Consider the following 23716-nt stretch of genomic DNA (forward strand, 5'->3'; position numbering starts at 1 on the left):
GGACGCGGCAGGGGCCGCCTACGCCGCCGCGCCGCCGTCGATGACCAGGTCCGTGCCCACCGCCGAGGCCGCGTCGTCCGAGGCCAGATAGAGGACGGCCGCCGCGATCTCGGCGGTGGTCGAGACCCGGCCCAGCGGCGAGTCCCCCTTCATCCGCACCGCCCGCTCGGCCTCCGTCTCGCCCGCGCGCAGCGACATCGTGGTGGCGGAGGCCCCGGGGCTGACCGCGTTGATGCGGATGCCGTCCTGGATGTGGTCGAGGGCCGCGGCCCGGGTCAGCGCGGAGACCGCGGCCTTGGTGGTGAGGTACCCGGCCGCGCCCGGGATCCGCTTGTGGGCGCCGAGGTTGGAGCCGATGTTGACGATCGCGCCGCCGTGCTCCTGGGTGCGCATCTGGGCGACCTCGGCCTGGAGGGCGAGGAAGACGCCGGTGAGGTTGGTGTCGAGCATGGCCTGCCAGTCCTCGGCCGCCAGGTCGGCGAGGCCGGTGCCGCCCTTGCCGCGCAGCACCCCGGCGTTGTTGACGGCGACGTCGAGCGAGCCGAACCGGTCGACGGCGGACGCCACCAGGGCGCGTACGTCCGCGGCGCGGGACACGTCGGCGGTGAACGCGGCCGCCACCCCGCCCGCCTCCTCGATCAGCGCCACGGTCTCGTCGAGCGGGGCGGCGGTCCGTCCGGCGACGGCCACCTTCGCCCCCTCGGCGGCGAAGGCGAGCGCGATCGTCCGGCCTATGCCGGATCCGGCGCCGGTGACGAGAACGGTCTTGTCGGTGAAGCGAGCAGACATATTCTTGACCAATCGTTCTGTTATGGAGGGAGGAAAGAACCGCCTCGCGGAGCGCCCCGTGCGGCGCCCCTTGAGGCGGTTCGGTCAGTCCAGCAGTGTCAGCGCGGCCTCGGCCGCCTCCCGTACCCTGGCCGGATCGTCGGACACCTTGCCCATCACCCGCATGCCCTGCATGAGCGCCAGGAACAGCCGCGCCAGCGAGCGTGGATCGCGCTCCGGCGGCAGCTCCCCCTGTGCCCGGGCCCGTACGAGCGCGGCGTGCAGCAGGGTCTCCAGCTGCTCCCAGGCGTGCTCGACCCGGCGGGCCGCGGCGGTGTCGTGCGCACCCACCTCGGTGGCCGTGTTGGTGACGAAACAGCCGTTCAGACGGGTGCCCTCGGCCGTCGACTCGGTGGCGAAGCGGCGGACCACCGCGCGCACCGCGGGCAGCGCCGGGCCGGGCCCGCACAGCTCGCGGAACAGGATCGCGCTGTGCGTCTCGCCGTACCGGTCGAGCGCCTTCAGATACAGCTCGTGCTTGTTGCCGAAGGTCGCGTAGATGCTGGCGCGGCCGATGCCGAGGTGCTCGACGAGGTCCGCCATCGACGTCGCCTCGTAGCCGCGCTCCCAGAACAGCGTGAGGGCCGACTGGAGCGCGGCGTCCGGATCGAATTCCTTGGTCCTGGCCACGAGGACGACAGTAGGGCTATTTGGAATGATCGGTCAAGTATGCCTGGACGGAGACCTCTTCGTCGTCCAGGCACTCGCCCGTCTCCAGGTCGAAGCGCTGCTTGAGCAGCGGGGAGGCGACGAAGGCCCGGCCGTGCGCCGAGCCGAGCAGCCCGCGCGACATGACGTACGCGCCGGTGAACGGGTCGCGGTTGTCGATCGCGTACGCGCGCCCGGTGCGGTCGGTGAAGACCGCCGCCTGGCGGCCGTCGGGCAGCAGCGCGGCGACCCCCCGGCCCGGGACGAGCCGCGCGCGCTCGCACACCTCGAACCAGCCGTCGTCCAGCCGGAGCCGAATGCTGCCGTTGGTCTTGTCGTCGTTCATCGCGCGGCCACCTCCAGGGCCAGGACGGGCAGTTCGGGCTTGATCTGGCCGCGCTCCGGCACGAACCGCACCGTGGGGTCGGGCGTGCCGGGCGCGTTGACGAAGGAGACGAACCGGGCGAGGCGCTCGGGGTCCTCGACCGTCTCGGCCCACTCGTCGCGGTACGCGGAGACATGGCCGGCCATCAGCGCCTCCAGCTCGGCGCAGATGCCGAGCGAGTCGTCGACCACCACGTCCTTGACGTGCTGGAGGCCGCCCTCGATCCGCTCCAGCCACACCGAGGTGCGCTCCAGGCGGTCGGCGGTGCGGATATAGAACATGAGGAATCTGTCGATCAGACGGACAAGTTCGTCATCTGTCAGGTCCTGGGCCAGCAGATCCGCGTGGCGCGGGGTCGCCCCGCCGTTGCCGCCCACGTACAGGTTCCAGCCGTTGGCCGTGGCGATCACGCCGAAGTCCTTGGACTGGGCCTCCGCGCACTCGCGGGCGCACCCCGAGACCGCCGCCTTGAGCTTGTGCGGGGAGCGCAGGCCCCGGTAGCGCAGCTCCAGGTCGATCGCCATCCTCACCGAGTCCTGCACTCCGTAGCGGCACCAGGTCTGCCCCACGCAGGACTTCACCGTGCGCAGCGACTTGCCGTACGCGTGGCCCGACTCGAACCCGGCGGCCACGAGCCGCGCCCAGATCACCGGGAGCTGGTCGACCCGCGCGCCGAAGAGGTCGATGCGCTGACCGCCGGTGATCTTCGTGTAGAGGCCGTGGTCGCGGGCCACCTCGCCGATGACGATCAGCTTGTCGGGGGTGATCTCGCCGCCGGGGATGCGCGGCACGATCGAGTACGAGCCGTTGCGCTGGATGTTGGCGAGGAAGTGGTCGTTGGTGTCCTGGAGCGCGGCCTGCTCGCCGTCGAGGATGTGGCCGCCGCCGAGGCTCGCCAGGATGGAGGCGACGGCGGGCTTGCAGATCTCGCAGCCGTCGCCGCCGCGCGCCGCCGGGCGCCCGTGCTCGTCCAGGAGCTGCTGGTAGGAGCGGAGGCGCAGCGCGAGCGCGATCTCGTACAGCTCCTGGCGGGTGTGGGCGAAGCAGTCGCACAGACCGCCGTCGCCGGTCTTCGGCAGCAGCTTCTCGATGGTCTTGAGGCAGCTGCCGCAGCCCGTACCGGCCCTGGTGCACTTCTTGACCTCGGGCAGCGAGCCGAGCGGGGTGATCGCGCCCTTGGTGACGTTGTGGCAGGAGCAGATCACCGCCTCGTCGGGCAGCGCCTCCGGGCCGAGCGCCACGGGCGCCCCGAGGCCGGCGGGCAGCACCAGCTGCTCGGCCGGGATCGGCGGGACGTGGCCGGTGAGCGGGCGCAGCGTGCCGTACATCTCGGCGTCGCCCACCAGGACCCCGCCGAGCAGGGTGCCGTCGGGGGAGACGACGAGCTTCTTGTAGATGCCCGAGCGGGCGTCCGTGTAGACGACGTCGAGGCTGCCCTCGGCGGCGCCGTGCGCGTCCCCGAAGGAGGCCACGTCCACGCCGAGCAGCTTCAGTTTGGTGGACATGTCGGCGCCGGTGAACGACTTCTCCGGCCGCCCGTCGCCGCTCGCGAGGGCGTCGGCGACGGCCACCGCCATCTCGTATCCGGGTGCGACCAGGCCGTACACCTTGCCGTCGCAGGCCAGCGCGCACTCGCCGATCGCGTAGACGGCCGGGTCGCAGGTGCGGCAGTGCTCGTCGACCACGATGCCGCCGCGCTCGCCGACGGCGAGGCCGCAGTCGCGGGCCAGCTGGTCGCGCGGGCGCACCCCGGCCGAGAAGACGACGAGGTCGGTCTGCAGCCGGGAGCCGTCGGACAGGAGCATGCCGTCCACGGCCCGCTCGCCGGTGATCTCCTGGGTGCCGACGCCGGTGTGGACCGACAGGCCCATGTTCTCGATGGTGCGAAGCAGGGCCGCGCCGCCGCCCGCGTCGACCTGGGCGGGCATCAGCCGGGGCGCGAACTCCACGATGTGCGTGGCCAGTCCGAGCCCCTGGAGCGCGCCCGCCGCCTCCAGACCGAGCAGCCCGCCGCCGACCACCGCGCCGGTGGCGGCGGTGGTGGCGTACTCCTCGATGGCGAGCAGGTCCTCGATGGTCCGGTAGACGAAACAGCCCGCCAGGTCCCTGCCGGGCACCGGCGGCACGAAGGGGTACGAGCCGGTGGCGAGCACCAGCACGTCGTACGCGAAGACGCGCCCGGAGCGGGCGGTGACCGTGCGGGCGGCCCGGTCCACGCTCCGCGCCGGGTCGCCCAGGTGCAGCTCGATGCCGTACTTCTCGATGAACCCGTCCTCCACCATGGAGAGTTCGTCGGGCGTGGTGCCGGTGAAGTACGAGGTGAGGTGGACGCGGTCGTAGGCGGGCCGGGGCTCCTCGCCGAGCACCACCACGCGCGCGCGGTCGGTGACCCCCTTCTCGGCCAGGGCCTCCAGGAACCGCTGGCCGACCATGCCGTGGCCGACCACGACGATCGTGCGGGCCGCGGCCGAGGGTGCGGGTGTGGTCATGTCGGAACCCTCCGTCGTGGATGAGCGGGTGCGGCGGGGCCAGAGCCTGTCGTCACGGTGTCCGAACCCATGACCGCAGCCTGCAAGGCGGCTGTTTCCCGGTCGGATCTGACCGGTTTCCCGGGCGCAACGGCCCGCTCAGCCCCGACGGGGGACCTCTGTGAGTGTTCTGGAGACGGGCTCGGGGCGACGGTGAGCCGCCGCTCGGCGCGCTACGCCGTGCCGGTCAGATGGGCGAAGACCACCACGTTCCCCCGGTAGCCCGACTTCTCGCTGAAGCCGCCGCCGCAGGTGATCACCCGCAGCTCGGGGCGCCCGGCCGGGCCGTACACCCGCCGGTCGGGGAAGGCGTCGTTCGGGTACACCTCGACCGCGTCGACGGTGAAGACGGCCGTGCGCCGGTCCGCGCGGGCCACCTCGATGCGACCGCCCTTCTTCAGCGCGCCCAGCGCGTAGAAGACGGCGGGCCCGCGCGCGTCGTCGACGTGCCCGGCCAGCACGGCCGTGCCGTCGGCGCCCGGCGCGGCGCCGTCCTTGTACCACCCGGCGGACCCGCTGCGGCCCGGCGGCGGCACCTCCAGGCTGCCGTCCCGGGCCAGCCCGAGCCGCATCACCGGCGCGTCCACCCGGATCGCCGGGATCCGGACGCGTACGGGCTCGGAGGGCGCAAGCGCCGCTCCCGCCAGGGCGCCGCCGGTGCGGGCCTCACCCACGCGCGCGTGGGGCGGGGCGGGGGCGCTGCTCGCCGCGCCCGTGAACGACTCCGTGGTCGTGAACGCCTGCGCCCGCGACGGCTGCGGCGGCTCGGTCGTCTCCGTGCCCTGCCGCACCAGCCACACCCCGACGCAGGCGGCGATGCACAGCAGCCAGCCGTTGCGCCGCCGGGCGGCCTGGGCGTCCCGCAGCGACTGGGCGGAGCGCGCCGACAAGAGCGGTCAGCCCCGGTCCTGCGGGCCGCGCGCCCGGCGGCGCAGCAGCAGCCCGCCGGTGACGGCGGTGACCGCGAGGACGGCCGCACCGGCCGCGATCTCGGTCCGGTTGGAGGTGGTCGTGGCGCCGCCGAGGCCGGTCTTCACATGGCCCCGGGGCTCGTCGTGCCCGCCGGGTTCGTGCTTGCCCGGGTCGTGGCGGTCGCCCCGGTCCCACCCGCTGTGCTCGCCGCCGCCCGCGATCGTCAGATCGCCCCGGGCGGACTTGCCGTTGTCGCAGGTCACGGTGAGTTCGAAGGTGCCGGGTTTGACGGTGTGGGGCACGGTGAACTGCCCGGCGAGCACGTCCTTGCGGGTGGAGGCGGTGAGCGGGAACTCCCCGTCGCCCACCGCCCGCGCGTCCCCGGTGGCATGGCCGTCGTGGCCGCACGCGCTGGTGTTCACAGTGACGGTGGTGTCCGGCGCGGCCGACGACGGCCAGACCTCCAGGCCCGCGCCGCCGAAGTCGTTGGCGTACGCGGGTGCGCCGCCGAGGCCCAGCAGGGCGGCCGCGAGCGCGGAACCGGTCAGCAGGCGGGCAGTGCGCATGGGTCCTCCGGGGAGCGGGGTGCCTTGCTTCTCCCTCCGAGGTAAGTGGCCCGCGCCGACGCCCGCCCCCCGGCGGGGGGCGAAAGGGTGACGGCGGCAGGTGCCCGTCACCCGTTCGCCGCGTCCCCTCAGATCACGTCCCAGGGCACCTCCGCGTACAGCCGCCAGACCGTCTCCATCAGCTCGGCGTCCACCGCGAACGCGGTGTCGTCGATCCGGGCCACCGGTGCGATGCCCTGCGAGTTGGTGACGAAGGCCGCCCGGTACGCGCCGAGGTCGCCCAGGGTGACCGGGCGGCGGACGGTGGCCGTGCCGTACCCCGGCAGCCGGGACTCGACCAGCGCCATGGTCGTGCCGAGCAGCGCCGGGCGGTCCGGCCACACCACCGAACTCCCGTCCCAGAACGCGATGTTGGTGATCGCCCCCTCGGCGACCTCCCCGCCGGGACCGGTGAGCAGCGCCTCCGTGTACCCCTCGCGGGCGGCCACCCGGCCGTAGTAGGCCTGGCCGAAGCCGCCGAGGTGCTTGAGGTGGGCGACCGGCCGCTCGTACGGCACGGACAGCAGGTGCTGCGGCTCCGGCGACATGTCCATGGGCGGCCGTACGGTCACCATCACGGTCGGGTCCTCGTCCGGCCCGTACACATAGACGCGCACCGCCGCGTCCTCGGCGCCGACCGCCGCCAGGGCCTGCCGGATCAGTGCGCGGACCCGGTCGCCGTCGAGGCCGGGGCCGAACAACTCGCGGGTCGCCGCGTCGAGCCGCGCCAGGTGCAGGGCGAGCCCGCGCACCCGGCCGCCGCGCACCTGCATCGCGGTGAAGTGGCCGTATCCGCCGGTCAGGGCGGGGATACGGAGGTTTTCGGCGTCGGCGGGGCGGCCGTTGATCTCGGCATAGGGAGTCGTCATGGGCCCACCGTAATCGGGGCACGAGCGGGCTTGACCTGAAGCTAAGTCGAGGTGTGAGGCTCCTCGGCATGGACATCACCACCGCTCCCGTCGCGGAGCCCGCCGCCTCCACCGCCCCGCTGCGCCTCGCCGTGATCATCGGCTCGAACCGCGAGGGCCGCTTCGGCCCGGTCGTCGGGACGTGGCTGCTCGACCGGCTGCGCGAGCGCGACGACTTCGAGGTCGACGTGATCGACCTGGCCGAGACCGCCCTGCCGACCTCGCTCTCGTACGATCCGGCGCCGCCCGTGAAGGCGGTCCTCGACACCGTCACGCCCAAGCTCGCCCGCGCCGACGCCTTCCTCGTCCTCACCCCCGAGTACAACCACTCCTTCCCGGCGTCGATCAAGAACCTCATCGACTGGCACTACGTCCAGTGGCAGGCCAAGCCGGTCGGCTTCGTCTCGTACGGCGGGATGTCGGGGGGCCTGCGGGCCGTCGAGCACCTGCGGCAGGTCTTCGCCGAGATGCACGCGGTCACGGTCCGGGACACGGTCAGCTTCCACCACGCCCACGGCCTCTTCGAGCCGGACGGCGAGCTGCGCGAGCCCACCGAGCCGGAGGCGGCCGCCAAGCGGCTCCTCGACCAGCTCGGCTGGTGGGGGCGGACGCTGCGGGACGCCAAGGAGTCCCGCCCGTACGCCGCTTGAGGGACGGCGTACGGACGGGGAAAGGGGATGCGGGGTCAGCCGACGGCGACCGCCGACCAGGCCGCGGCGACCGCGTTCTGCTCCGCGCTGCCGCTGCCGTACAGGTCCTTCGCCGCGTTCAGGGTCGCCGTGCGGGCGGCCGCGTAGTTGGTGGAGGACGTCATGTAGACGGTCAGGGCCCGATACCAGATCTTGCCGACCTTCTCGCGGCCGATGCCGGAGACCGAGGAGCCGTTGCAGGTGGGGCTGTTGTACGAGACGCCGTTGATCACCTTGGCGCCGCTGCCCTCGGAGAGCAGATAGGCGAAGTGGTTGGCCACTCCGGAGGAGTAGTGGACGTCGAGGTTGCCGACGCCCGAGTACCAGCAGTCCGCCGACTTGGTGTCGGTCGAGGGCTTGTCCATGAAGCGCAGGGCGGGCTTGCCGAAGCCCGGCTTCACGATCTTCTCGCCGATGAGGTAGTCGCCCTGGTCGCCGGCGTTGGCCGCGTACCACTCGACCATGGTGCCCATGATGTCGCTGGTGGCCTCGTTGAGGCCGCCGGACTCACCGGAGTAGGTGAGGGCCGCGGTCTTGGACGTGACGCCGTGCGACATCTCGTGCCCGGCCACGTCGAGCGCGACGAGCGGGCCGAACGTGGTGCCGTCGCCGTCGCCGTACGTCATGCAGAAGCAGCTGTCGTCCCAGAAGGCGTTGTTGTAGTTGCTGCCGTAGTGGACGCGGTTGTACGAGCCCTTCCCGTCCCCGGCGATGCCGTTGCGGCCGTGGACGTTCTTGTAGTAGTCCCAGGTCGTGTTGGTGCCGTACTGGGCGTCGACAGCGGCCGTGGCGCGGTCGGTGTTGGCGCCGCTGCCCCAGTGGTTGTCGGCGTCCGTGAACAGCACGGCGGGTGCCCGGACGAAGCAGATGCCGAAGATGCACAGGTCCGTCTTGTTCTGGGCGTCACCGGTGTAGGTGTTGCCGCGCGTGGGGTCCTTGAGCTGGTACGAGGAACCGGAGAGCGTGGTCTCCAGGGGCACGGTCCCGCTGTACAGCGACTTGCCGTCGCCGGTCGCGGTCTCGATCGAGTCCCAGGCGTCGATGCGGGCGCCGGTGCGGGCGTCGGTGAGGACCACGCGCGCGACGGGGTTGCCCAGCGAGTCCCGGGCGGCGGTCTGGGTGCGCCAGGCCAGCTTGGGCGTGCCGTGCAGGGCGTCCACGACGAGCTGGGGCTTGGCGGTCAGGCCGGTGACGTTCTTGTGGGCCGCGCGCAGCTCGGCGGAGGCGAGGTTCGCGGCGCGGGGCGCGGAGAGCACGGGGGTGATGCTGGGCACGGCGAGGTCGTTCGCCACGGCCCGGTCGGCGCCTCGGTAGGCCCCGGCGGGGGAGAGGTGGACGACGAAGTCGCCGCCGAGCACGGGCAGTCCGCGGTACGTACGGTCGTAGCGCACGTGCCGGCTGCCGTCGGGGTCCACGATCACGTCCCGTACGGACGTGCCCTGGGCGGCGGTCACGGCGAGCGCGCCCGCGTGCGCGCCGACCGCGCTGTCGGCGGCTCGGACGGCGGCGTCGCGGTCGGAGACCTGCGGCCGGGGTTCGGCCACGGGGGCCGCGGCGGCGGAGACGGGGGCGAGTGCGGCGGCGAGCATGGCGCCGGCCGCGACGGCTATCCCGGCGGTGGTGAGGCGCGATGCGTTCCGTGTCGGTCTCATCGGGCTCCTCGGTGGGGGTCGGCTCGAGTAAAGCTGATGCCGCCTCAGTTTTAAGGGGACATGACACGTGGTGTCCATAGCCCGGGGTTTGTGTGCGGGCCGGTGGCCGGTTGCTCGCGCAGTTCCCCGCGCCCCTGAGATGCGCCCCTTCGGGGCGCCCAGGGGATTGCCGCGGAGCGGCATTTTTAGGGGCGCGGGGAACTGCGCGACCAGTTGCGGACGGTCCGCAGGCGAAGAACGGGGTTCGGGGCGTAGCCCCGACGGTTACCCCTGCGGCAGCGTGACCGTCGCCGACGCTCCGCCCGACTCCACGTTGTGGAGGGTCACCCGCGCCCCGATCACCTCCGCCTGACCGAGCGCGATCGTCAACCCCAGCCCCGACCCCTGCCCCCGCTCCCGCGACCCCGTGACGAACCGCTGCGGCCCGTCGCGCAGGACGTGTTCGGGGAACCCGGGCCCGTGGTCCCGGACCGTCACGGTCGTCCCGGTCACCGTGACCTCGACGGGTGACGCCCCGTGCCGGCGCGCGTTCGCCACCAGGTTGGCCACGATCCGCTCCAGGCGGCGCGGATCCGTCCGCACCAGCGTGGACCCGCCCCCGTCCGCCACCTCCACCCCGAACCCGCCCCGCCGCAGGATCCCTTCGACCAGCGCCCCCAGCGGCCGCACCTCCAACGCGGGCCGCTCCACGCGCGCGTCGAGCCGGGCCACCTCCAGGAGGTCCTCCGTGAGCGTGCGCAGGGCGGCGACCCGGTCGCGTACCAGCTCGGTGGGGCGGCTGGGAGGCAACAGCTCGGCCGCGGTGTGCAACCCGGTCAGCGGCGTACGCAGCTCGTGCGCCACATCGGCCGTGAACCGCTGCTCGGCCTCAAGGCGCCGCTGGAGCGACGCCGCCATCGTGTCGACCGCGCGGGCCAGCTCCGCCACCTCGTTGCGGGCGGAGTCCGGCCCCGACTGGCCGATCCGGGCGTCGAGTTCGCCCCGGGAGATCCGGCGCGCGGTGGCCGCGGCCGTCCGCAGCTCCCGGCTGAGGCGGCTCGCCAGCGCCGCCCCGCCGAGCGCCGCGAGCGCCACCACGAGCGCGCCCCAGGCGACCAGCTCCCGGTCGAACTCCCGCAGATCGGCCCGCTCGGCCGTCAGCGGCAGCCGTACCGACAGCACCTGGCCGCCGATCGGCCGCGCCGCCCACACGGCCGGAGCGGGCCCGTCCAGCTCGACGAAGGTGCTGCGGCGGCCCGCCAGCGCCGACTCGCGCAGCGCGGACGGCAGCCGCCCGTCGTCCACGGCCGCGTCCGCGACGCTCCGGTCGACCTGGCCGGTCAACTCGTACAGCTGGCACACCCGTACCAACTGAGCGGTCGCCGACTCGCGGGCCGTCGTGACCAGTTGCGCGGCCCGCGCCTGGTGGATCAGGAGCCCGATGGTGACGGCCACCAGCGCGCACCCGCCCGCCAGCGCCGCCGCGATCTTCCAACGCAGGCTGAGCCCCTGGGAGAAGGCGCGGAAGCGCCGGACGAGGGCGCGCGTGCCCGTCCACGCGGACCGCGCGAGGGCGGCCGCCCGGCGCCTCACGGTCCCTCCTCCGGCGCCACGGTCCCGCTCTCGTCCCTCTTGTACGTCCTGATGTCGCTCACCGACTCCAGCCGCGCCCCGTCCCACCGGTACCGCACGGCCTGCTCGGCGCCGTCGTCCGAGGAGCTGCGGACCACCAGGTCGGTGCCGACGGTCTCGACCGCGAGCTGCTTGCCCGCCGTGTAGAGGACGGGGACGACCTTGCCGTCGCGGGCCGTGTAGACCGCCATCACCGTGCGGCCGCTCTCCAGGTCGGCGGCGAGGATCAGCTCCGGCGAGCCGTCGCCGGTCAGGTCGCGCAGCACGGGCGGGCGGATGCCGGGCTGTCCGGGGCGGTGGATCTTCTCGCGGTGGCCGAGCGCCTTCGTACGGGGATCGGCCCGCAGCACCTCGTACGGGTCGACCGCCACGAGCCCCGCCTTCGGCACCTCGGGCCCGTTCGCCAGCGGCGCGGGCGGCGGCTGCTTCCCGGCCGGGGCGGGCCGCTTGCGGGCGCCCTCGGTCCAGTTGGGCCACAGCGGCTGGGGCGTGGGCTGCGCGGCCACGGGCGGCGCGGCGCCGCCGTCGCCGAGCCCGGTGGGCGCGCCGCAGCCGCTCACCGCGAGGGCGCAGACGGCGAGCACGGCGGCGGCCGCGGTGGCGCGAAGGCTCAGGATCATGGCGGGACGGCCTGGTGGCAGAGGGCGGGGGCGGGGAACCGGCCGGATCCGCCGGCCGCGACAATCAACCGTAGAACCGGATCATCACGGAACCCGGGACACTGTGTAACAGCTGTGCGTACGCACCGCGTCAGCCGTCCGAACAGGGACTTTCGGCCAGGCTGGAAGCCCTTTGGCACCTGAGGGAGAGCGCCTGTGACACCGGCCGAAGGACCGCCCGAGGACGGCGGCCTCCCGTTCTTCGTCTACGGCACCCTGCGCCCCGGCGAGCGCTACCACCTGCGCCTGCTGACCGGCCGCACCGCCGCCGAGGCGCCCGCGCGGCTGCCGGGGGCGGTGCTGTACGAGGGCCCCGGCTACCCGTACGCCACGGAGGGGGACGGCGTCGTCACCGGCGCGCTCATCGCGCCGCTCCCCGAGGCGTACGGCCAAGTCCTGCGCGTCCTGGACCAGTTGGAGGAGTGCTACGGGCCGGGCGATCCCCGCAACTTGTACGACCGGGTGGCGCGGACCGTCGAGCTGCCGGGCGGGGGCACCGCCCGCGCCTGGGTCTATCTGGCGGCGCCCCCGCTGGCCCGGGAGCTGCGGGCGCACGGCACGCCGCTGCCCGGCGGCGACTGGCTCACCGCCCGTCGGCCAGCGCCCGCGCCACCCCGCTTTCCTTCGGCCCCAGGAAGCGCGGATCGGGCTTGAAGGCGGCGTCCAGGGCGGCCTTGCCCGCCGCGAAGACCTCGCGGGTGGAGCCGTAGTACCAGGTGGTGTCGCGTACGGCGTCGACCGCGACGCCGTACGAGTCGACCCCGGCGGCCTCGCACAGCGCGACGGCCCGCCGGATGTGGAAGTCCTGGCTGACCAGCACCGCCCGCTCCACGCCGAAGATCTTCCGGGCCCGGACGCACGAGTCCCAGGTGTCGAACCCGGCGAAGTCGCTGACGACCCGCCGGTCCGGGACCCCGTGCTTCACCAGGTACGTGCGCATCGCGTCCGGCTCGTCGTACTCGGCCCGCCCGTTGTCCCCGGTCACCAGGACCGCCTTCACCTTCCCGGCCCGGTACAGCTCGACCGCCGCGTCGAGCCGGTGCGCCAGGTACGGCGACGGCTCGCCGTCCCACAGCCCGGCCCCGAACACCACCGCGACCCCGGACGCGGGCGCCTGCGCCACGGTGCCGACCTTGCCCTCGGCGGCCGTGAACATCCAGGCGGCGGGCGCCAGCGCGAGGGTGCACACCGCCGCGACGGCCTGGACGGCCCGGCGCCGCCCCGTGCGGGTGCGCGGCAGCCCGATCCGTACGCGAGTGCGCGGCAGGCGCATGAGGGTCCCCCTGGGTTCGACGGTGTTCGAGTGATCGGACGCAGGGGAGCGGCGGACGGTTCTGTCCCGTTTCCTGCCGGAGCCCCGCGATCCCACCGCCTTCCCCGCGTCCGTGAGGCGGCGGAAAACACTCGTCACCACGGCGCAACGACATGGCAATGTGGGCCCGGCAGGATCGGTCCATGACGGAGATGGAGCCGGAGACTCAGTCGCAGTTCTTGTCCGCCCGCCAGTCGCTGCCGCTCGACAGCACGGCCGAACTCGTCACCCGCATCGCCGCCCAACTGGGCAGCCAGCTCAGCCACGTACGACTGAACGGGAGCCGCAAGCCGATGCCCACGACCGCCCGGCCGGCCGCCGCCCGGCCCGCCCTGGTCGCCGTCGCGCACGGCAGCCGCGACCCCCGGGCCCTGCGCACCGTCACCGCGCTGCTCGACCTGGTCCGCGAACTGCGCCCCGGACTCGACGTACGGCTCGGCCACATCGAGATCGACGAGCCCGCGCTGCCCGCCGCGCTCGCCGAGCTCGGCGCGGGCCGGGCCGTCCTCGTCCCGCTGCTGCTGAGCCGCGGCTACCACGTCAAGCAGGACATTCCGGCGGCCGTCGCCGACGCCCCCCGGCTGCGCACCCGCGTCGCACGGCCGCTCGGCCCGCACCCGCTGCTCGTCGAGGCGCTGTACGAGCGGCTCGTCGAGGCCGGGTGGAACGACGACCCACGCGCGCGTGGCGGCGCGGGGGTCGTGCTCGCCGGGGCCGGGTCCCGCGACCCCGAGTCGGCCGCCGACACCCGCCGCACCGCCGCGATGCTCAGCGAGCGCCTCGGCGGGGTGCCGGTGGTCCCCGCCTACGCCTCGGCCGCCGCCCCCACCGTTCCCGAGGCGCTGCGGGCGCTCGCCGCGCGCGGCCGCCACCGGGTCGCGATCGCGTCGTACTTCACCGCGCCCGGCCGGTTCGCCACCCAGAGCGCCGCCCACGCGCTCGGGATCGCGGCGGCCCCGCTCGGCGCCCACCCGGCGGTCGCCCGCCTGATCCTCCACCGCTACGACCAGGCCCTCACGGCGGCCCCGTTCGCCGCCCCCTACCGCGAACTCGCCACGGCCTGATCACCCGTCCTGCCCCACTTGTCAGTGCTTGCGTTTACTGTCGGGGCATGGAAGGCATCGCAGCACACCACCCCGGGTACGACCCGTCCGACGTCGAGCGGTGGGCCGCCGAGCCCGACAAACGGCCGGGCCGGACCGCCTTCCAGCGCGACCGCGCGCGCGTGCTGCACTCCGGCGCGCTGCGCCGCCTCGCGGGCAAGACGCAGGTCGTGACGCCCGGCGTGACCGGGCAGCTGTGGGACGCGAGCCCGCGCACCCGGCTCACCCACTCCCTGGAGTGCGCCCAGGTCGGCCGCGAGCTCGGCGCCGCCCTCGGCTGCGACCCCGACCTCGTCGAGGCGGCCTGCCTCTCCCACGACATGGGCCACCCGCCCTTCGGGCACAACGGCGAGCAGGCGCTCAACGACTTCGCCAAGGACTGCGGCGGGTTCGAGGGCAACGCGCAGTCGCTGCGCCTGCTGACCCGCCTCGAACCCAAGCGCTTCGTGCGCGGCGAGCACACCGGCGAGCCCGTCAGCGTCGGCCTCAACCTCACCAGGGCCGCCCTGGACGCGGCCACCAAGTACCCCTGGGCGCGCGGCGGCCACCCCACCGACCCGCAGTCGGTGAAGTTCGGGGTGTACGAGGACGACCTGCCGGTCTTCGACTGGGTGCGCCAGGGCGCCGAGCCGCACCGCAAGTGCTTCGAGGCCCAGGTCATGGACTGGTCGGACGACGTGGCGTACTCGGTCCACGACTTCGAGGACGGCCTGCACGCCGGCCACATCGACCCCAACCTGCTCTTCTCCGAGCCCGAGCGCCAGGACATCTGGCGCGTGGCGATCGGGCGGTACGTCCCGGCGGACACCGACCCGCAGGAGCTCGCGGACGCGCTGGACCGGCTGATCGACGAGGAGTGGTGGCCGCACGGGTACGACGGCTCGGCAGTCGCCCAGGCCCGCCTCAAGGACGCCACCAGCCAGCTCATCGGCCGGTTCTGCCTGTCGGCCGAAGGGGCGACCCGGGAGCGCCACGGCTCGGGGCGCCTCAGCAGGTACGCGGCGGAGCTGGTCGTGCCGCGCGCGACGCGCAACGAGTGCGCGGTGCTCAAGGCGGTGGCCGACCGCTATGTGATGCAGCGCGACGAGCAGGAGCGGCTCCGCGCCGACCAGCGCATCATTCTGGCCGAACTGGCCGAAGCGCTCACCGCGCGCGCCCCCGGCGAGGGGCTCGACCCGCAGTTCCGCGCGCTCTTCGCGACCGCCCCCGACGACCGCGCCCGCAAACGGGTCATCGTCGACCAGATCGCGTCCTTGACGGACGCCGCGGCCCTGTCCCTGCACGCCAGACTCACCGCCCGACGCGGATGAGGGGCCCGGAAGGCGCCTACGACCCCGTACGACACACGTATGACACGCCTATGACGTACCGATGAAGCCCGGCCACTCGGCGCCCCCAACGGAGCAAGCCCTCTTCCCCCATCACGCTCCGTGCGGGACGCTCGCAGATGGCGGTTGAGCAACGAGGAGGCATCAAGTGGTCGACGCAGACCGGACATTTGTCATTGTCGGTGGAGGACTGGCCGGGGCCAAGGCCGCCGAGACCCTGCGCGCCGAGGGGTTCAACGGCCGGGTGATCCTCATCGGCGACGAGCGGGAGCACCCGTACGAACGGCCTCCCCTGTCCAAGGGGTTCCTCTCCGGCAAGGAGGAGCGCGACAGCGTCTTCGTCCACGAGCCCGCCTGGTACGCGCAGAACGACGTGGAGCTCCACCTCGGCCAGACCGTCACCGCCATCGACCGCGAGGCCAAGACCGTCCGCCTCGGCGACGGCACCCTGATCGGCTACGACAAGCTGCTGCTCGCCACCGGCTCCGAGCCCCGCCGCCTCGACATCCCCGGCACCGGCCTCGCGGGCGTCCACCACCTGCGCCGCCTCGCCCACTCCGAGCGGCTGCGCAACATGCTCAAGGCGCTCGGCCGCGACAACGGCCACCTGGTGATCGCCGGGGCCGGCTGGATCGGCCTGGAGGTCGCCGCCGCCGCGCGCGGCTACGGCGCGGAGGTCACCGTCGTCGAGCCCGAGGCGACCCCGCTGCACCAGGTCATCGGCCCCGAGCTGGGCCAGATCTTCACCGATCTGCACGCCGAGCACGGCGTCCGCTTCCACTTCGGCGCCCGGCTCACCGAGATCACCGGCCAGGACGGCATGGTCCTCGCCGCCCGCACCGACGACGGCGAGGAGCACCCGGCGCACGACGTGCTCGCCGCGATCGGCGCCGCCCCGCGCACCGCGCTCGCCGAGAACGCCGGGCTGGCCCTGGTCGACCGGGCCGACGGCGGAGGCGTCGCCGTCGACGCCTCGCTGCGCACCTCCGACCCCGACATCTTCGCGGCGGGCGACGTGGCCGCCTCCCACCACCCGCTGCTCGACACCCGCCTGCGCGTGGAGCACTGGGCCAACGCCCTCAACGGCGGCCCGGCCGCCGCGCGCGCGATGCTGGGCCAGGAGGTCAGCTACGACCGCGTGCCGTACTTCTTCTCCGACCAGTACGACCTGGGCCTGGAGTACTCGGGCTGGGCGCCCCCCGGCTCGTACGACCAGGTGGTGCTCAGGGGCGACGCGGGCAAGCGCGAGTTCATCGCCTTCTGGCTGCAGGAGCGCCGGGTGCTGGCGGGGATGAACGTGAATGTGTGGGACGTCACAGGGTCGATCCAGGACCTGATCAGGGCCGGAACCAAGGGCGTCCAGGTGGACCCCGACCGGCTCGCGGACCCCTCGGTGCCCCTGGGAGACCTGCTGCCCGACCAGTCCTGATCGCCACCGCCGCCACGTAGACTTCGTGCGTGGCAGGCAGGATCAACGATGACGACGTGAAGGCGGTCCGGGACGCGGTCCCGATCGACGCCGTCGTGTCCGAGTACCTCCAGCTGCGCAACGCGGGCGGTGGCAACCTCAAGGGCCTCTGCCCCTTCCACGACGAGAAGTCCCCGTCCTTCCAGGTCAGCCCGAGCAAGGGTCTCTTCCACTGCTTCGGCTGCCAGGAAGGCGGCGACACGATCGCCTTCGTCCGGAAGATCGACCACCTGTCGTTCTCCGAGGCCGTCGAGCGCCTGGCCGCCACCGCGGGCATCACCCTGCGGTACGAGGAGGGCGGCTACAACCCGTCCCACCAGCGCGGCGAGCGCATCCGCCTGGTCGAGGCGCACAAGATCGCCGCGCAGTTCTACATCGAGCAGCTGGGCACCAGCCCCGAGGCCGAGATCGGCCGCAAGTTCCTCGCCGAGCGCGGCTTCGACCAGGCCGCCGCCGCCCACTTCGGCGTCGGCTACAGCCCGGCGGGCTGGGACCACCTCACCCGCTTCCTGCGCGGCAAGGGCTTCAGCGACAAGGAGCTCACCCTCTCCGGGCTCTCCCAGGAGGGCCGCCGCGGCCCCATCGACCGCTTCCGCGGCCGGCTGATGTGGCCGATCCGCGACGTCTCCGGCGAAGTGGTCGGCTTCGGCGCCCGCAAGCTCCGCGACGACGACAACGGCCCCAAGTACCTCAACACCCCCGAGACCGCGATCTACAAGAAGTCGCAGGTCCTGTACGGCATCGACCTGGCCAAGAAGGACATCGCCAAGTCCAGCCGCGCGGTGGTCGTCGAGGGCTACACCGATGTGATGGCCTGTCACCTCGCCGGGGTCACCACCGCCATCGCCACCTGCGGCACCGCCTTCGGCGGCGACCACATCAAGATCCTGCGCCGCCTCCTGATGGACAACGGCAGCGCGCGCGTGATCTTCACCTTCGACGGTGACGCGGCGGGCCAGAAGGCCGCCCTGCGCGCCTTCGAGGACGACCAGAAGTTCGCCGCCGAGACCTACATCGCCATCGCCCCCGACGGCATGGACCCCTGCGAGCTGCGCCTGGCCAAGGGCAACGAGGCGGTCGCCGACCTGGTCCAGCCCCGCACCCCGCTCTTCGAGTTCGCGATCCGCCAGATCGTCCAGCGGTACGACCTGGAGACCCCGGCGGGCCGCGCGGCCGCCCTCGACGAGGCCGCCCCGATCGTCGCCCGCATCAAGAACATCGCCTCCCAGCACGAGGTGGCCGTCCAGCTCGCCGGGATCCTCGGCATCCTGGACACCCAGTTCGTGGTCAAGCGCGTGGCCCAGCTGGCCCGTTGGGCCCGCGACCGGGGCGGCAAGGGCCCGGCCCCCGAGCGCCGCCGCGAGTACGGCGAGGTGCAGGCCCCGGCCGCCGCCCCCTCCGGCCCCGCCCTGAACCTGCGCAGCCCCGCCCACCGCACCGAGCGCGAGCTCCTCAAGCTCGCCCTCCAGTACCCGCAGCTGGTCTCCCCGGCGTTCGACGCGTACGGAGTGGACGAGTTCACGGCCCCGCCGTACGCGGCGGTGCGCCAGTGCGTCATGGACGCGGGCGGCGCCACCGACGCGCCCTCCGACTACCTCCCGGCGGTCATGGAGTCGGCCCCCAACGACACGGTCCGCGCGCTCGTCACCGAGCTCGCCGTGGAGGCCATCCACGCGCGCGTGGTCGACGAGGCGTACGCGGGCGAGCAGCTCGTCGCCGTGCGCCGGCGCGCTGTCGACCGCCGCCTCCTCGACATCCAGGGCACCCTGGCGCGCCTGGGCCAGAACGGCGACCCGGAGCGACTGGCCGCCGTGCAGAACGAGCTGTGGGTCCTCCAGCAGTACGGCCAGGCGCTGCGCAACCGGGGCGCGGAAGCACTCTGAGGTCTGCCCCGGGTCGCCCGGGGTACCCGTACCACTGCCAGCGCGGCCCCACACCGCTGCCGCACGGGTAACCGACCGGTCACGGACCGGCTTCAAAAAGTCACCGCACGCCCCTCGTGGCGGAGATGTGTCTTACCCCACACTGGGGTGCGGTGCCTGAGTCCTCGGAGCGCGGCCGGCCCACCGAAGGTGGGTACCTCACCCCCGCGGATCCGCTCATCGTGTACGGGACGGACAGCGGCCCGGCCGCCCCCGTCCCGCTGCCGCACGCCCCCGATCCGGCAGCGATCACCCTGGAGGTCGCCCCCGTGCAGACCCAGACCCTGACCGACAACGACGTCATGGCCACCGTGCCCCCGCAGACCCGGGCCGCGCTCCACCCCGAGGCCGAAGTGCCCCCCGTCGAGCTCGTCGACGACGTGGTGGACGTGCCGGAGCCGCCCGAACGGGTGCCGGGGCGGGTGGACACCGGCGGCCCGTCGTCCGACCTCTTCCGGCAGTACCTGCGCGAGATCGGCCGCATTCCGCTGCTCACCGCCGCCGAGGAGGTCGAGCTCGCCCGCCGGGTCGAGGCGGGCCTGTTCGCCGAGGAGAAGCTGAGCAACACCCCGGACCTGGACTCCCAACTCGCCGTCGACCTCGACAAGTTGGTGGTCATGGGGCGGATGGCCAAGCGCCGCCTCATCGAGGCGAACCTGCGCCTGGTCGTCTCCGTCGCCAAGCGGTACGTCGGGCGCGGGCTGACCATGCTCGACCTGGTCCAGGAGGGAAACCTCGGACTGATCCGCGCGGTCGAGAAGTTCGACTACGCGCGCGGCTACAAGTTCTCGACGTACGCGACGTGGTGGATCCGCCAGGCCATGTCCCGCGCGCTGGCCGACCAGGCCCGGACGATCCGCGTCCCCGTCCACGTGGTGGAGCTGATCAACCGGGTCGTGCGGGTGCAGCGCCGGATGCTCCAGGAGCGCGGCTACGAGCCGACGCCGGAGGAAGTGGCCGCGCACCTCGACCTCGCGCCGGAGCGCGTGAGCGAGGTGCTCCGGCTCGCCCAGGAGCCGGTCTCGCTGCACGCGCCGGTGGGCGAGGAGGACGACGTCGCGCTCGGCGACCTGATCGAGGACGGCGACGCGGCGTCCCCCGTGGAGTCCGCGGCCTTCCTGCTCCTGCGCGAGCACCTGGAGGCGGTGCTGTCCACGCTGGGCGAACGCGAACGCAAGGTGGTCCAGCTCCGCTACGGCCTCGCCGACGGCCGCCCCCGCACGCTGGAGGAGATCGGCCGAATCTTCGGCGTCACCCGCGAACGAATCCGCCAGATCGAATCAAAGACCCTGAACAAACTCCGCGACCACGCCTTCGCGGACCAGCTGCGGGGCTACCTGGACTGAGCAGGCGGGGCCGCGGGCGGCCCCGCCCCACTGTCAGTCCACCTCAGCCACCGCCTGCGCGAACTGCGCCGCGTACAGCCGTGCGTACGCCCCGTCCGCCGCCAGCAGCTCGTCATGCGTGCCCTGTTCCACGATGGCGCCGTTCTCCATCACGAGGATGACGTCGGCATCGCGGATGGTCGACAGCCGGTGGGCGATCACGAAGCTCGTCCGGCCGTGCGCCAGCCGCGCCATCGCCTTCTGGATCAGCACCTCCGTCCGCGTGTCCACCGAACTCGTCGCCTCGTCCAGCACGAGGATCACCGGGTCGGACAGGAACGCCCGGGCGATCGTGATGAGCTGCTTCTCGCCCGCGCTCACCCCCGTACCCTCGTCGTCGATCACCGTGTCGTACCCGTCCGGCAGCGTCCGTACGAACCGGTCCGCGTGCGCCGCCCGCGCCGCCTCCTCGATCTCCTCGCGGGTGACCGGCCGCGACGCGCCGTACGCGATGTTGTCCGCGATGGTCCCGCCGAACAGCCAGGTGTCCTGGAGCACCATGCCGATGCCCGCCCGCAGCTCCTCGCGCGACATCCGGGCCGCGTCCACCCCGTCCAGGGTGATCCGCCCGTCCGTCACCTCGTAGAACCGCATCAGCAGGTTGACCAGCGTCGTCTTGCCCGCGCCGGTCGGGCCGACGATCGCGACCGTCTGGCCCGGCTCGACCTTCAGCGACAGGTCGTCGATGAGCGGCTTCTGCGGGTCGTAGCGGAACGCCACCTTCTCCAGTGTCACCGCGCCCCGCCGCTCCACCGGCCGCTCGGCCGACTTCGCGTCCGGCTCCGGCGCCTGCTCGTCCGCGTCGAGCAGCTCGAAGATCCGCTCGGCGGAGGCGACCCCCGACTGCACCAGGTTCGCCATCGAGGCGACCTGGGTCAGCGGCATCGAGAACTGCCGCGAGTACTGGATGAACGCCTGCACATCGCCGATCGACAGCGCCCCGGAGGCGACCCGCAGTCCGCCGACGACCGCGACCAGCACGTAGTTCAGGTTCGAGATGAACATCATCAGCGGCTGCATCACCCCGCTGTTGAACTGCGCCTTGAACCCGGCCTCGTACAGCGCCTCGTTCTGCTCGTCGAACTGCCGCGCCGACTCCTCCTGGCGCCCGAAGACCTTCACCAGGCTGTGCCCGGTGTACATCTCCTCCACGTGCGCGTTGAGCCGTCCCGTGGTCTTCCACTGCTGCACGAACTGCGGCTGCGACCGCTTGCCGATCTTCGTCGCGACGAACACCGACAGCGGTACGGTCGCCAGCGCCACCAGCGCGAGCAGCGGCGAGATCCAGAACATCATCGCCAGTACGCCGACGATGGTGAGCAGCGAGTTGATGAGCTGGCCCATCGTCTGCTGCATCGTCTGCGAGATGTTGTCGATGTCGTTGGTCGCCCGGCTGAGCACCTCGCCCCGCTTGGCGCGGTCGAAGTACGACAGCGGCAGCCGCGACAGCTTCGCCTGCACCTGCTCGCGCATCCGGTACACCGTGCGGTTGATCGCCCGGTTGGAGAGCCGGGTCGCCACCAGCATCAGCAGCCCCGCGCCCACGTACACCGCGAGCGCCCACAGCAGCACCCCGCCCACCGAGCCGAAGTCGATGCCGTGGCCGGGGGTGAAGTCCACCCCGGAGAGCATGTCGGCGAGTCCGCCGTCGCCCTTGGCGCGCAGCCGCTCCAGGGCCTGCTCCTTGGTCGTCCCGTCCGGCATCTGCCGACCGACGACGCCCGCGAAGACCAGGTCGGTCGCCTTGCCGAGGATCTTCGGCCCGACCACCGACAGCGCCACGCTCAGCACCGCGGCGACGAGCATCACATAGAGCGTGCCCTTCTCCGGGGCGAGCTGGCGCAGCAGCCGCTTCGAGGAGCCCTTGAAGTCCATCGAGCGTTTGCCGTCGCCCTGGCCCATCATCCGGGCCATGTTTCCGCTCATGCCGCCTCGGCCTCCGTCAGCTGGGAGAGCACGATCTCCCGGTACGTCTCGTTCTCGGCCATCAGCTCGCGGTGGCGGCCGGTGCCGACGACCCGGCCCTCGTCCAGGACGACGATCCGGTCGGCGTCGCGGATCGTGGAGACCCGCTGCGCCACGATCACGACGGTGGCCTCGCGCGTCTCGCGCAGCAGCGCCGCCCGCAGGGCCGCGTCCGTCGCGTAGTCGAGCGCCGAGAACGAGTCGTCGAAGAGGTAGATCTCCGGGCGCTGCACCAGGGTCCGCGCGATCGCGAGCCGCTGGCGCTGGCCGCCGGAGACATTGGTGCCGCCCTGCGCGATCGGCGCGTTCAGCCCGCCCTCCAGCTTGGAGACGAACTCCTTGGCCTGGGCGACCTCGAGCGCGTGCCAGAGCTCCTCGTCGGTGGCGTCGGGGTTCCCGTACCGCAGATTGGTCGCGACCGTCCCGGAGAACAGATACGGCTTCTGCGGCACCATCGACACCGTCTTGGCGAGCAGGACGGGATCGATTCCGCGCACGTCCTCGCCGTCGACCAGCACCGTGCCGTCCGTCACGTCGAACAGCCGCGGTACGAGCCCGAGCAGCGTCGACTTGCCGCTGCCCGTCGACCCGATGATCGCGGTGGTCTCGCCGGGGCTCGCCACCAGGTCCACCCCGTTCAGGACGGACTCCTCGGCGCCCGGATAGGTGAAGTCGGCGCCCCGGACCTCCAGGTGGCCGCTGCGGCGCAGCTCGCGCACCGGGGAGAGTGGCGGCACCACGCTGGTCTGGGTGCCGAGCACCTCCTCGATGCGCTCGGCGCAGACCTCGGCGCGCGGCACCATCATGAACATGAACGTGGCCATCATCACGGCCATCACGATCTGCATCAGATACGTGAGGAACGCGGTGAGCTGGCCGATCTGCAGGGACCCGTCGTCGATCCGGTGGGCGCCGAACCACACCACGGCCACCGAGGAGACGTTGACCACCGTCATGACGGTGGGGAACATCAGCGCCATCAGCCGGCCGGTGCCGAGCGAGACGTCGGTCAGCTCGGTGTTGGCGCCCCGGAAGCGGCCCTTCTCGTAGTCGTCCTTGACGAATGCCCTGATCACGCGGTTGCCGGTGATCTGCTCGCGCAGCACGCGGTTCACCGTGTCCAGGCGGGTCTGCATGGTGCGGAACAGCGGACGCATCTTGCGCACGATCAGGGAGACGGAGACGCCGAGCACCGGCACCACGGCCAGCAGCACCGCCGACAGCGGCACGTCCTGGCCGAGCGCCATGATGATGCCGCCGAAGCACATGATCGGCGCGGACACCATCAGCGTGAACGCCATCAGCGTCAGCATCTGGACCTGCTGCACGTCGTTGGTGGTCCGGGTGATCAGGGACGGCGCCCCGAAGTGGCCCACCTCGCGCGAGGAGAACGACTGGACGCGCCCGAAGACGGCCGCGCGCATGTCCCGGCCGACCGCCGACGCCGTGCGCGCGCCGAAGTAGACGGCGCCGACGTTGCAGACGACCTGGACCAGGCTGACGGCGATCATGATGCCGCCGAACTCCAGGATGTAGCCGGTGTCCCCGTTGACGACACCGTTGTCGATGATGTCGGCGTTCAGGGTCGGCAGATAGAGGGTCGCGCACGTCTGGAGCAGCTGCAGCAGCACCAGGAGCGCGATCGGTTTCTTGTACGGATCCAGATGGGTCCGCAGGAGTCGTATGAGCACGTGGAGGCTCTCCGGGTCGGCAAGATCGAGGGGTTCGACCCCCATCTTGCGACACTCCACCCCCGTAACCCCAAGGGATTAAGCCAAGGGCAAGTCAAAAGGATGAGTCAAGGACGG

The 23716-nt window shown here is 72.7% G+C and carries 20 protein-coding genes; 7 read left to right on the top strand and 13 right to left on the bottom strand.

The features are described 5' to 3' along the window. Positions 1-18: 18 nt before the first annotated feature. The 7 genes from IE252_RS07160 to IE252_RS07190 form a co-directional block, all read right to left on the bottom strand. A complete protein-coding gene (locus IE252_RS07160) occupies positions 19-789 on the bottom strand; it encodes an SDR family NAD(P)-dependent oxidoreductase (protein WP_190088472.1) in 771 nt (256 codons plus the stop codon). 84 nt (positions 790-873) lie between these two features. Beyond that, complete coding sequence (locus tag IE252_RS07165) at positions 874-1458, bottom strand: TetR/AcrR family transcriptional regulator (protein ID WP_190088473.1); 585 nt, start codon at positions 1456-1458, stop codon at positions 874-876. Between the two features lie 16 nt (positions 1459-1474). Continuing rightward, positions 1475-1822 carry a nitrite reductase small subunit NirD gene (gene nirD, locus IE252_RS07170; protein ID WP_190088474.1) on the bottom strand — a complete coding sequence of 116 codons (348 nt, stop codon included), beginning with the start codon at positions 1820-1822 and terminating at the stop codon, positions 1475-1477. Beyond that, entirely contained in the window at positions 1819-4350 is a 2532-nt protein-coding gene (gene nirB, locus IE252_RS07175; RefSeq protein WP_190088475.1) for a nitrite reductase large subunit NirB, read from the bottom strand. Before nirB ends, nirD begins: the two co-directional genes overlap by 4 nt. A 212-nt stretch (positions 4351-4562) precedes the next feature. Beyond that, complete coding sequence (locus tag IE252_RS07180) at positions 4563-5279, bottom strand: class F sortase (RefSeq protein ID WP_229848078.1); 717 nt, start codon at positions 5277-5279, stop codon at positions 4563-4565. 6 nt (positions 5280-5285) lie between these two features. Beyond that, complete coding sequence (locus tag IE252_RS07185; protein ID WP_190088476.1) at positions 5286-5867, bottom strand: GVDTG sorting domain-containing protein; 582 nt, start codon at positions 5865-5867, stop codon at positions 5286-5288. Positions 5868-5995: 128 nt separating this feature from the next. Then, a complete protein-coding gene (locus IE252_RS07190; RefSeq protein ID WP_190088477.1) occupies positions 5996-6775 on the bottom strand; it encodes an aminotransferase class IV family protein in 780 nt (259 codons plus the stop codon). A gap of 68 nt (positions 6776-6843) precedes the next feature. Here IE252_RS07190 and IE252_RS07195 point away from each other — a divergent pair, with 68 nt between their 5' ends. Beyond that, a complete protein-coding gene (locus IE252_RS07195; protein WP_190088478.1) occupies positions 6844-7464 on the top strand; it encodes an NADPH-dependent FMN reductase in 621 nt (206 codons plus the stop codon). Positions 7465-7499: 35 nt separating this feature from the next. Here IE252_RS07195 and IE252_RS07200 read toward each other — a convergent pair whose 3' ends face one another. The 3 genes from IE252_RS07200 to IE252_RS07210 all read right to left on the bottom strand — a co-directional run bounded on the left by IE252_RS07200 (position 7500) and on the right by IE252_RS07210 (position 11386). Beyond that, positions 7500-9155, bottom strand: coding sequence for a M4 family metallopeptidase (locus IE252_RS07200; RefSeq protein WP_190088479.1), 1656 nt, complete (start codon positions 9153-9155; stop codon positions 7500-7502). Positions 9156-9419: 264 nt separating this feature from the next. Continuing rightward, positions 9420-10727, bottom strand: a complete 1308-nt coding sequence (locus IE252_RS07205) for a sensor histidine kinase (protein ID WP_229848080.1) — start codon at positions 10725-10727, stop codon at positions 9420-9422. Next, entirely contained in the window at positions 10724-11386 is a 663-nt protein-coding gene (locus tag IE252_RS07210; protein WP_190088480.1) for a hypothetical protein, read from the bottom strand. The genes IE252_RS07205 and IE252_RS07210 overlap by 4 nt, the downstream gene beginning before the upstream one ends. 195 nt (positions 11387-11581) lie before the next feature. Here IE252_RS07210 and IE252_RS07215 point away from each other — a divergent pair, with 195 nt between their 5' ends. After that, complete coding sequence (locus IE252_RS07215; RefSeq protein ID WP_190088481.1) at positions 11582-12079, top strand: gamma-glutamylcyclotransferase family protein; 498 nt, start codon at positions 11582-11584, stop codon at positions 12077-12079. On the opposite strand, the gene IE252_RS07220 is transcribed toward IE252_RS07215, so the two are convergent. After that, the gene (locus IE252_RS07220; RefSeq protein WP_190088482.1) at positions 12009-12698 is read right to left on the bottom strand and encodes a SanA/YdcF family protein; all 690 of its coding nucleotides are present in this window, start codon (positions 12696-12698) and stop codon (positions 12009-12011) included. The genes IE252_RS07215 and IE252_RS07220 overlap by 71 nt on opposite strands. A 182-nt stretch (positions 12699-12880) precedes the next feature. Between IE252_RS07220 and IE252_RS07225 the strand changes: the two genes are divergently transcribed. The 5 genes from IE252_RS07225 (at position 12881) to IE252_RS07245 (ending at position 19904) form a co-directional block, all read left to right on the top strand. Next, positions 12881-13801, top strand: coding sequence for a sirohydrochlorin chelatase (locus IE252_RS07225; protein WP_190088483.1), 921 nt, complete (start codon positions 12881-12883; stop codon positions 13799-13801). 47 nt (positions 13802-13848) lie between these two features. Then, a complete protein-coding gene (locus IE252_RS07230; protein WP_190088484.1) occupies positions 13849-15150 on the top strand; it encodes a deoxyguanosinetriphosphate triphosphohydrolase in 1302 nt (433 codons plus the stop codon). A gap of 166 nt (positions 15151-15316) precedes the next feature. Beyond that, positions 15317-16597, top strand: coding sequence for an NAD(P)/FAD-dependent oxidoreductase (locus IE252_RS07235; RefSeq protein WP_190088485.1), 1281 nt, complete (start codon positions 15317-15319; stop codon positions 16595-16597). A 29-nt stretch (positions 16598-16626) separates the two neighbouring features. Next, on the top strand, positions 16627-18519 hold the full coding sequence (gene dnaG, locus IE252_RS07240; protein WP_190088486.1) for a DNA primase: 1893 nt from the start codon (positions 16627-16629) through the stop codon (positions 18517-18519). A 152-nt stretch (positions 18520-18671) separates the two neighbouring features. Then, positions 18672-19904, top strand: coding sequence for an RNA polymerase sigma factor (locus IE252_RS07245; RefSeq protein ID WP_190088487.1), 1233 nt, complete (start codon positions 18672-18674; stop codon positions 19902-19904). Positions 19905-19937: 33 nt separating this feature from the next. Here the strand turns inward: IE252_RS07245 and IE252_RS07250 are convergent, their stop codons facing one another. Both IE252_RS07250 and IE252_RS07255 read right to left on the bottom strand, forming a co-directional pair. Further along, the gene (locus IE252_RS07250) at positions 19938-21869 is read right to left on the bottom strand and encodes an ABC transporter ATP-binding protein (protein WP_190088488.1); all 1932 of its coding nucleotides are present in this window, start codon (positions 21867-21869) and stop codon (positions 19938-19940) included. After that, on the bottom strand, positions 21866-23599 hold the full coding sequence (locus tag IE252_RS07255) for an ABC transporter ATP-binding protein (protein WP_190088961.1): 1734 nt from the start codon (positions 23597-23599) through the stop codon (positions 21866-21868). The genes IE252_RS07250 and IE252_RS07255 overlap by 4 nt, the downstream gene beginning before the upstream one ends. Positions 23600-23716: the final 117 nt, after the last annotated feature.

It is taken from the genome of Streptomyces melanogenes (assembly GCF_014649795.1).
Lineage (GTDB): Bacteria > Actinomycetota > Actinomycetes > Streptomycetales > Streptomycetaceae > Streptomyces > Streptomyces noboritoensis.

Coding starts and splice junctions, on each gene's coding strand:
- IE252_RS07200 (WP_190088479.1), bottom strand. CDS start 9,155: ATGAGACCGACACGGAACGCATCGCGCCTCACCACCGCCGGGATAGCC.
- IE252_RS07225 (WP_190088483.1), top strand. CDS start 12,881: ATGACGGAGATGGAGCCGGAGACTCAGTCGCAGTTCTTGTCCGCCCGC.
- nirB (WP_190088475.1), bottom strand. CDS start 4,350: ATGACCACACCCGCACCCTCGGCCGCGGCCCGCACGATCGTCGTGGTC.
- IE252_RS07210 (WP_190088480.1), bottom strand. CDS start 11,386: ATGATCCTGAGCCTTCGCGCCACCGCGGCCGCCGCCGTGCTCGCCGTC.
- IE252_RS07185 (WP_190088476.1), bottom strand. CDS start 5,867: ATGCGCACTGCCCGCCTGCTGACCGGTTCCGCGCTCGCGGCCGCCCTG.
- IE252_RS07230 (WP_190088484.1), top strand. CDS start 13,849: ATGGAAGGCATCGCAGCACACCACCCCGGGTACGACCCGTCCGACGTC.
- IE252_RS07190 (WP_190088477.1), bottom strand. CDS start 6,775: ATGACGACTCCCTATGCCGAGATCAACGGCCGCCCCGCCGACGCCGAA.
- IE252_RS07160 (WP_190088472.1), bottom strand. CDS start 789: ATGTCTGCTCGCTTCACCGACAAGACCGTTCTCGTCACCGGCGCCGGA.
- IE252_RS07250 (WP_190088488.1), bottom strand. CDS start 21,869: ATGAGCGGAAACATGGCCCGGATGATGGGCCAGGGCGACGGCAAACGC.
- IE252_RS07220 (WP_190088482.1), bottom strand. CDS start 12,698: ATGCGCCTGCCGCGCACTCGCGTACGGATCGGGCTGCCGCGCACCCGC.
- nirD (WP_190088474.1), bottom strand. CDS start 1,822: ATGAACGACGACAAGACCAACGGCAGCATTCGGCTCCGGCTGGACGAC.
- IE252_RS07195 (WP_190088478.1), top strand. CDS start 6,844: ATGGACATCACCACCGCTCCCGTCGCGGAGCCCGCCGCCTCCACCGCC.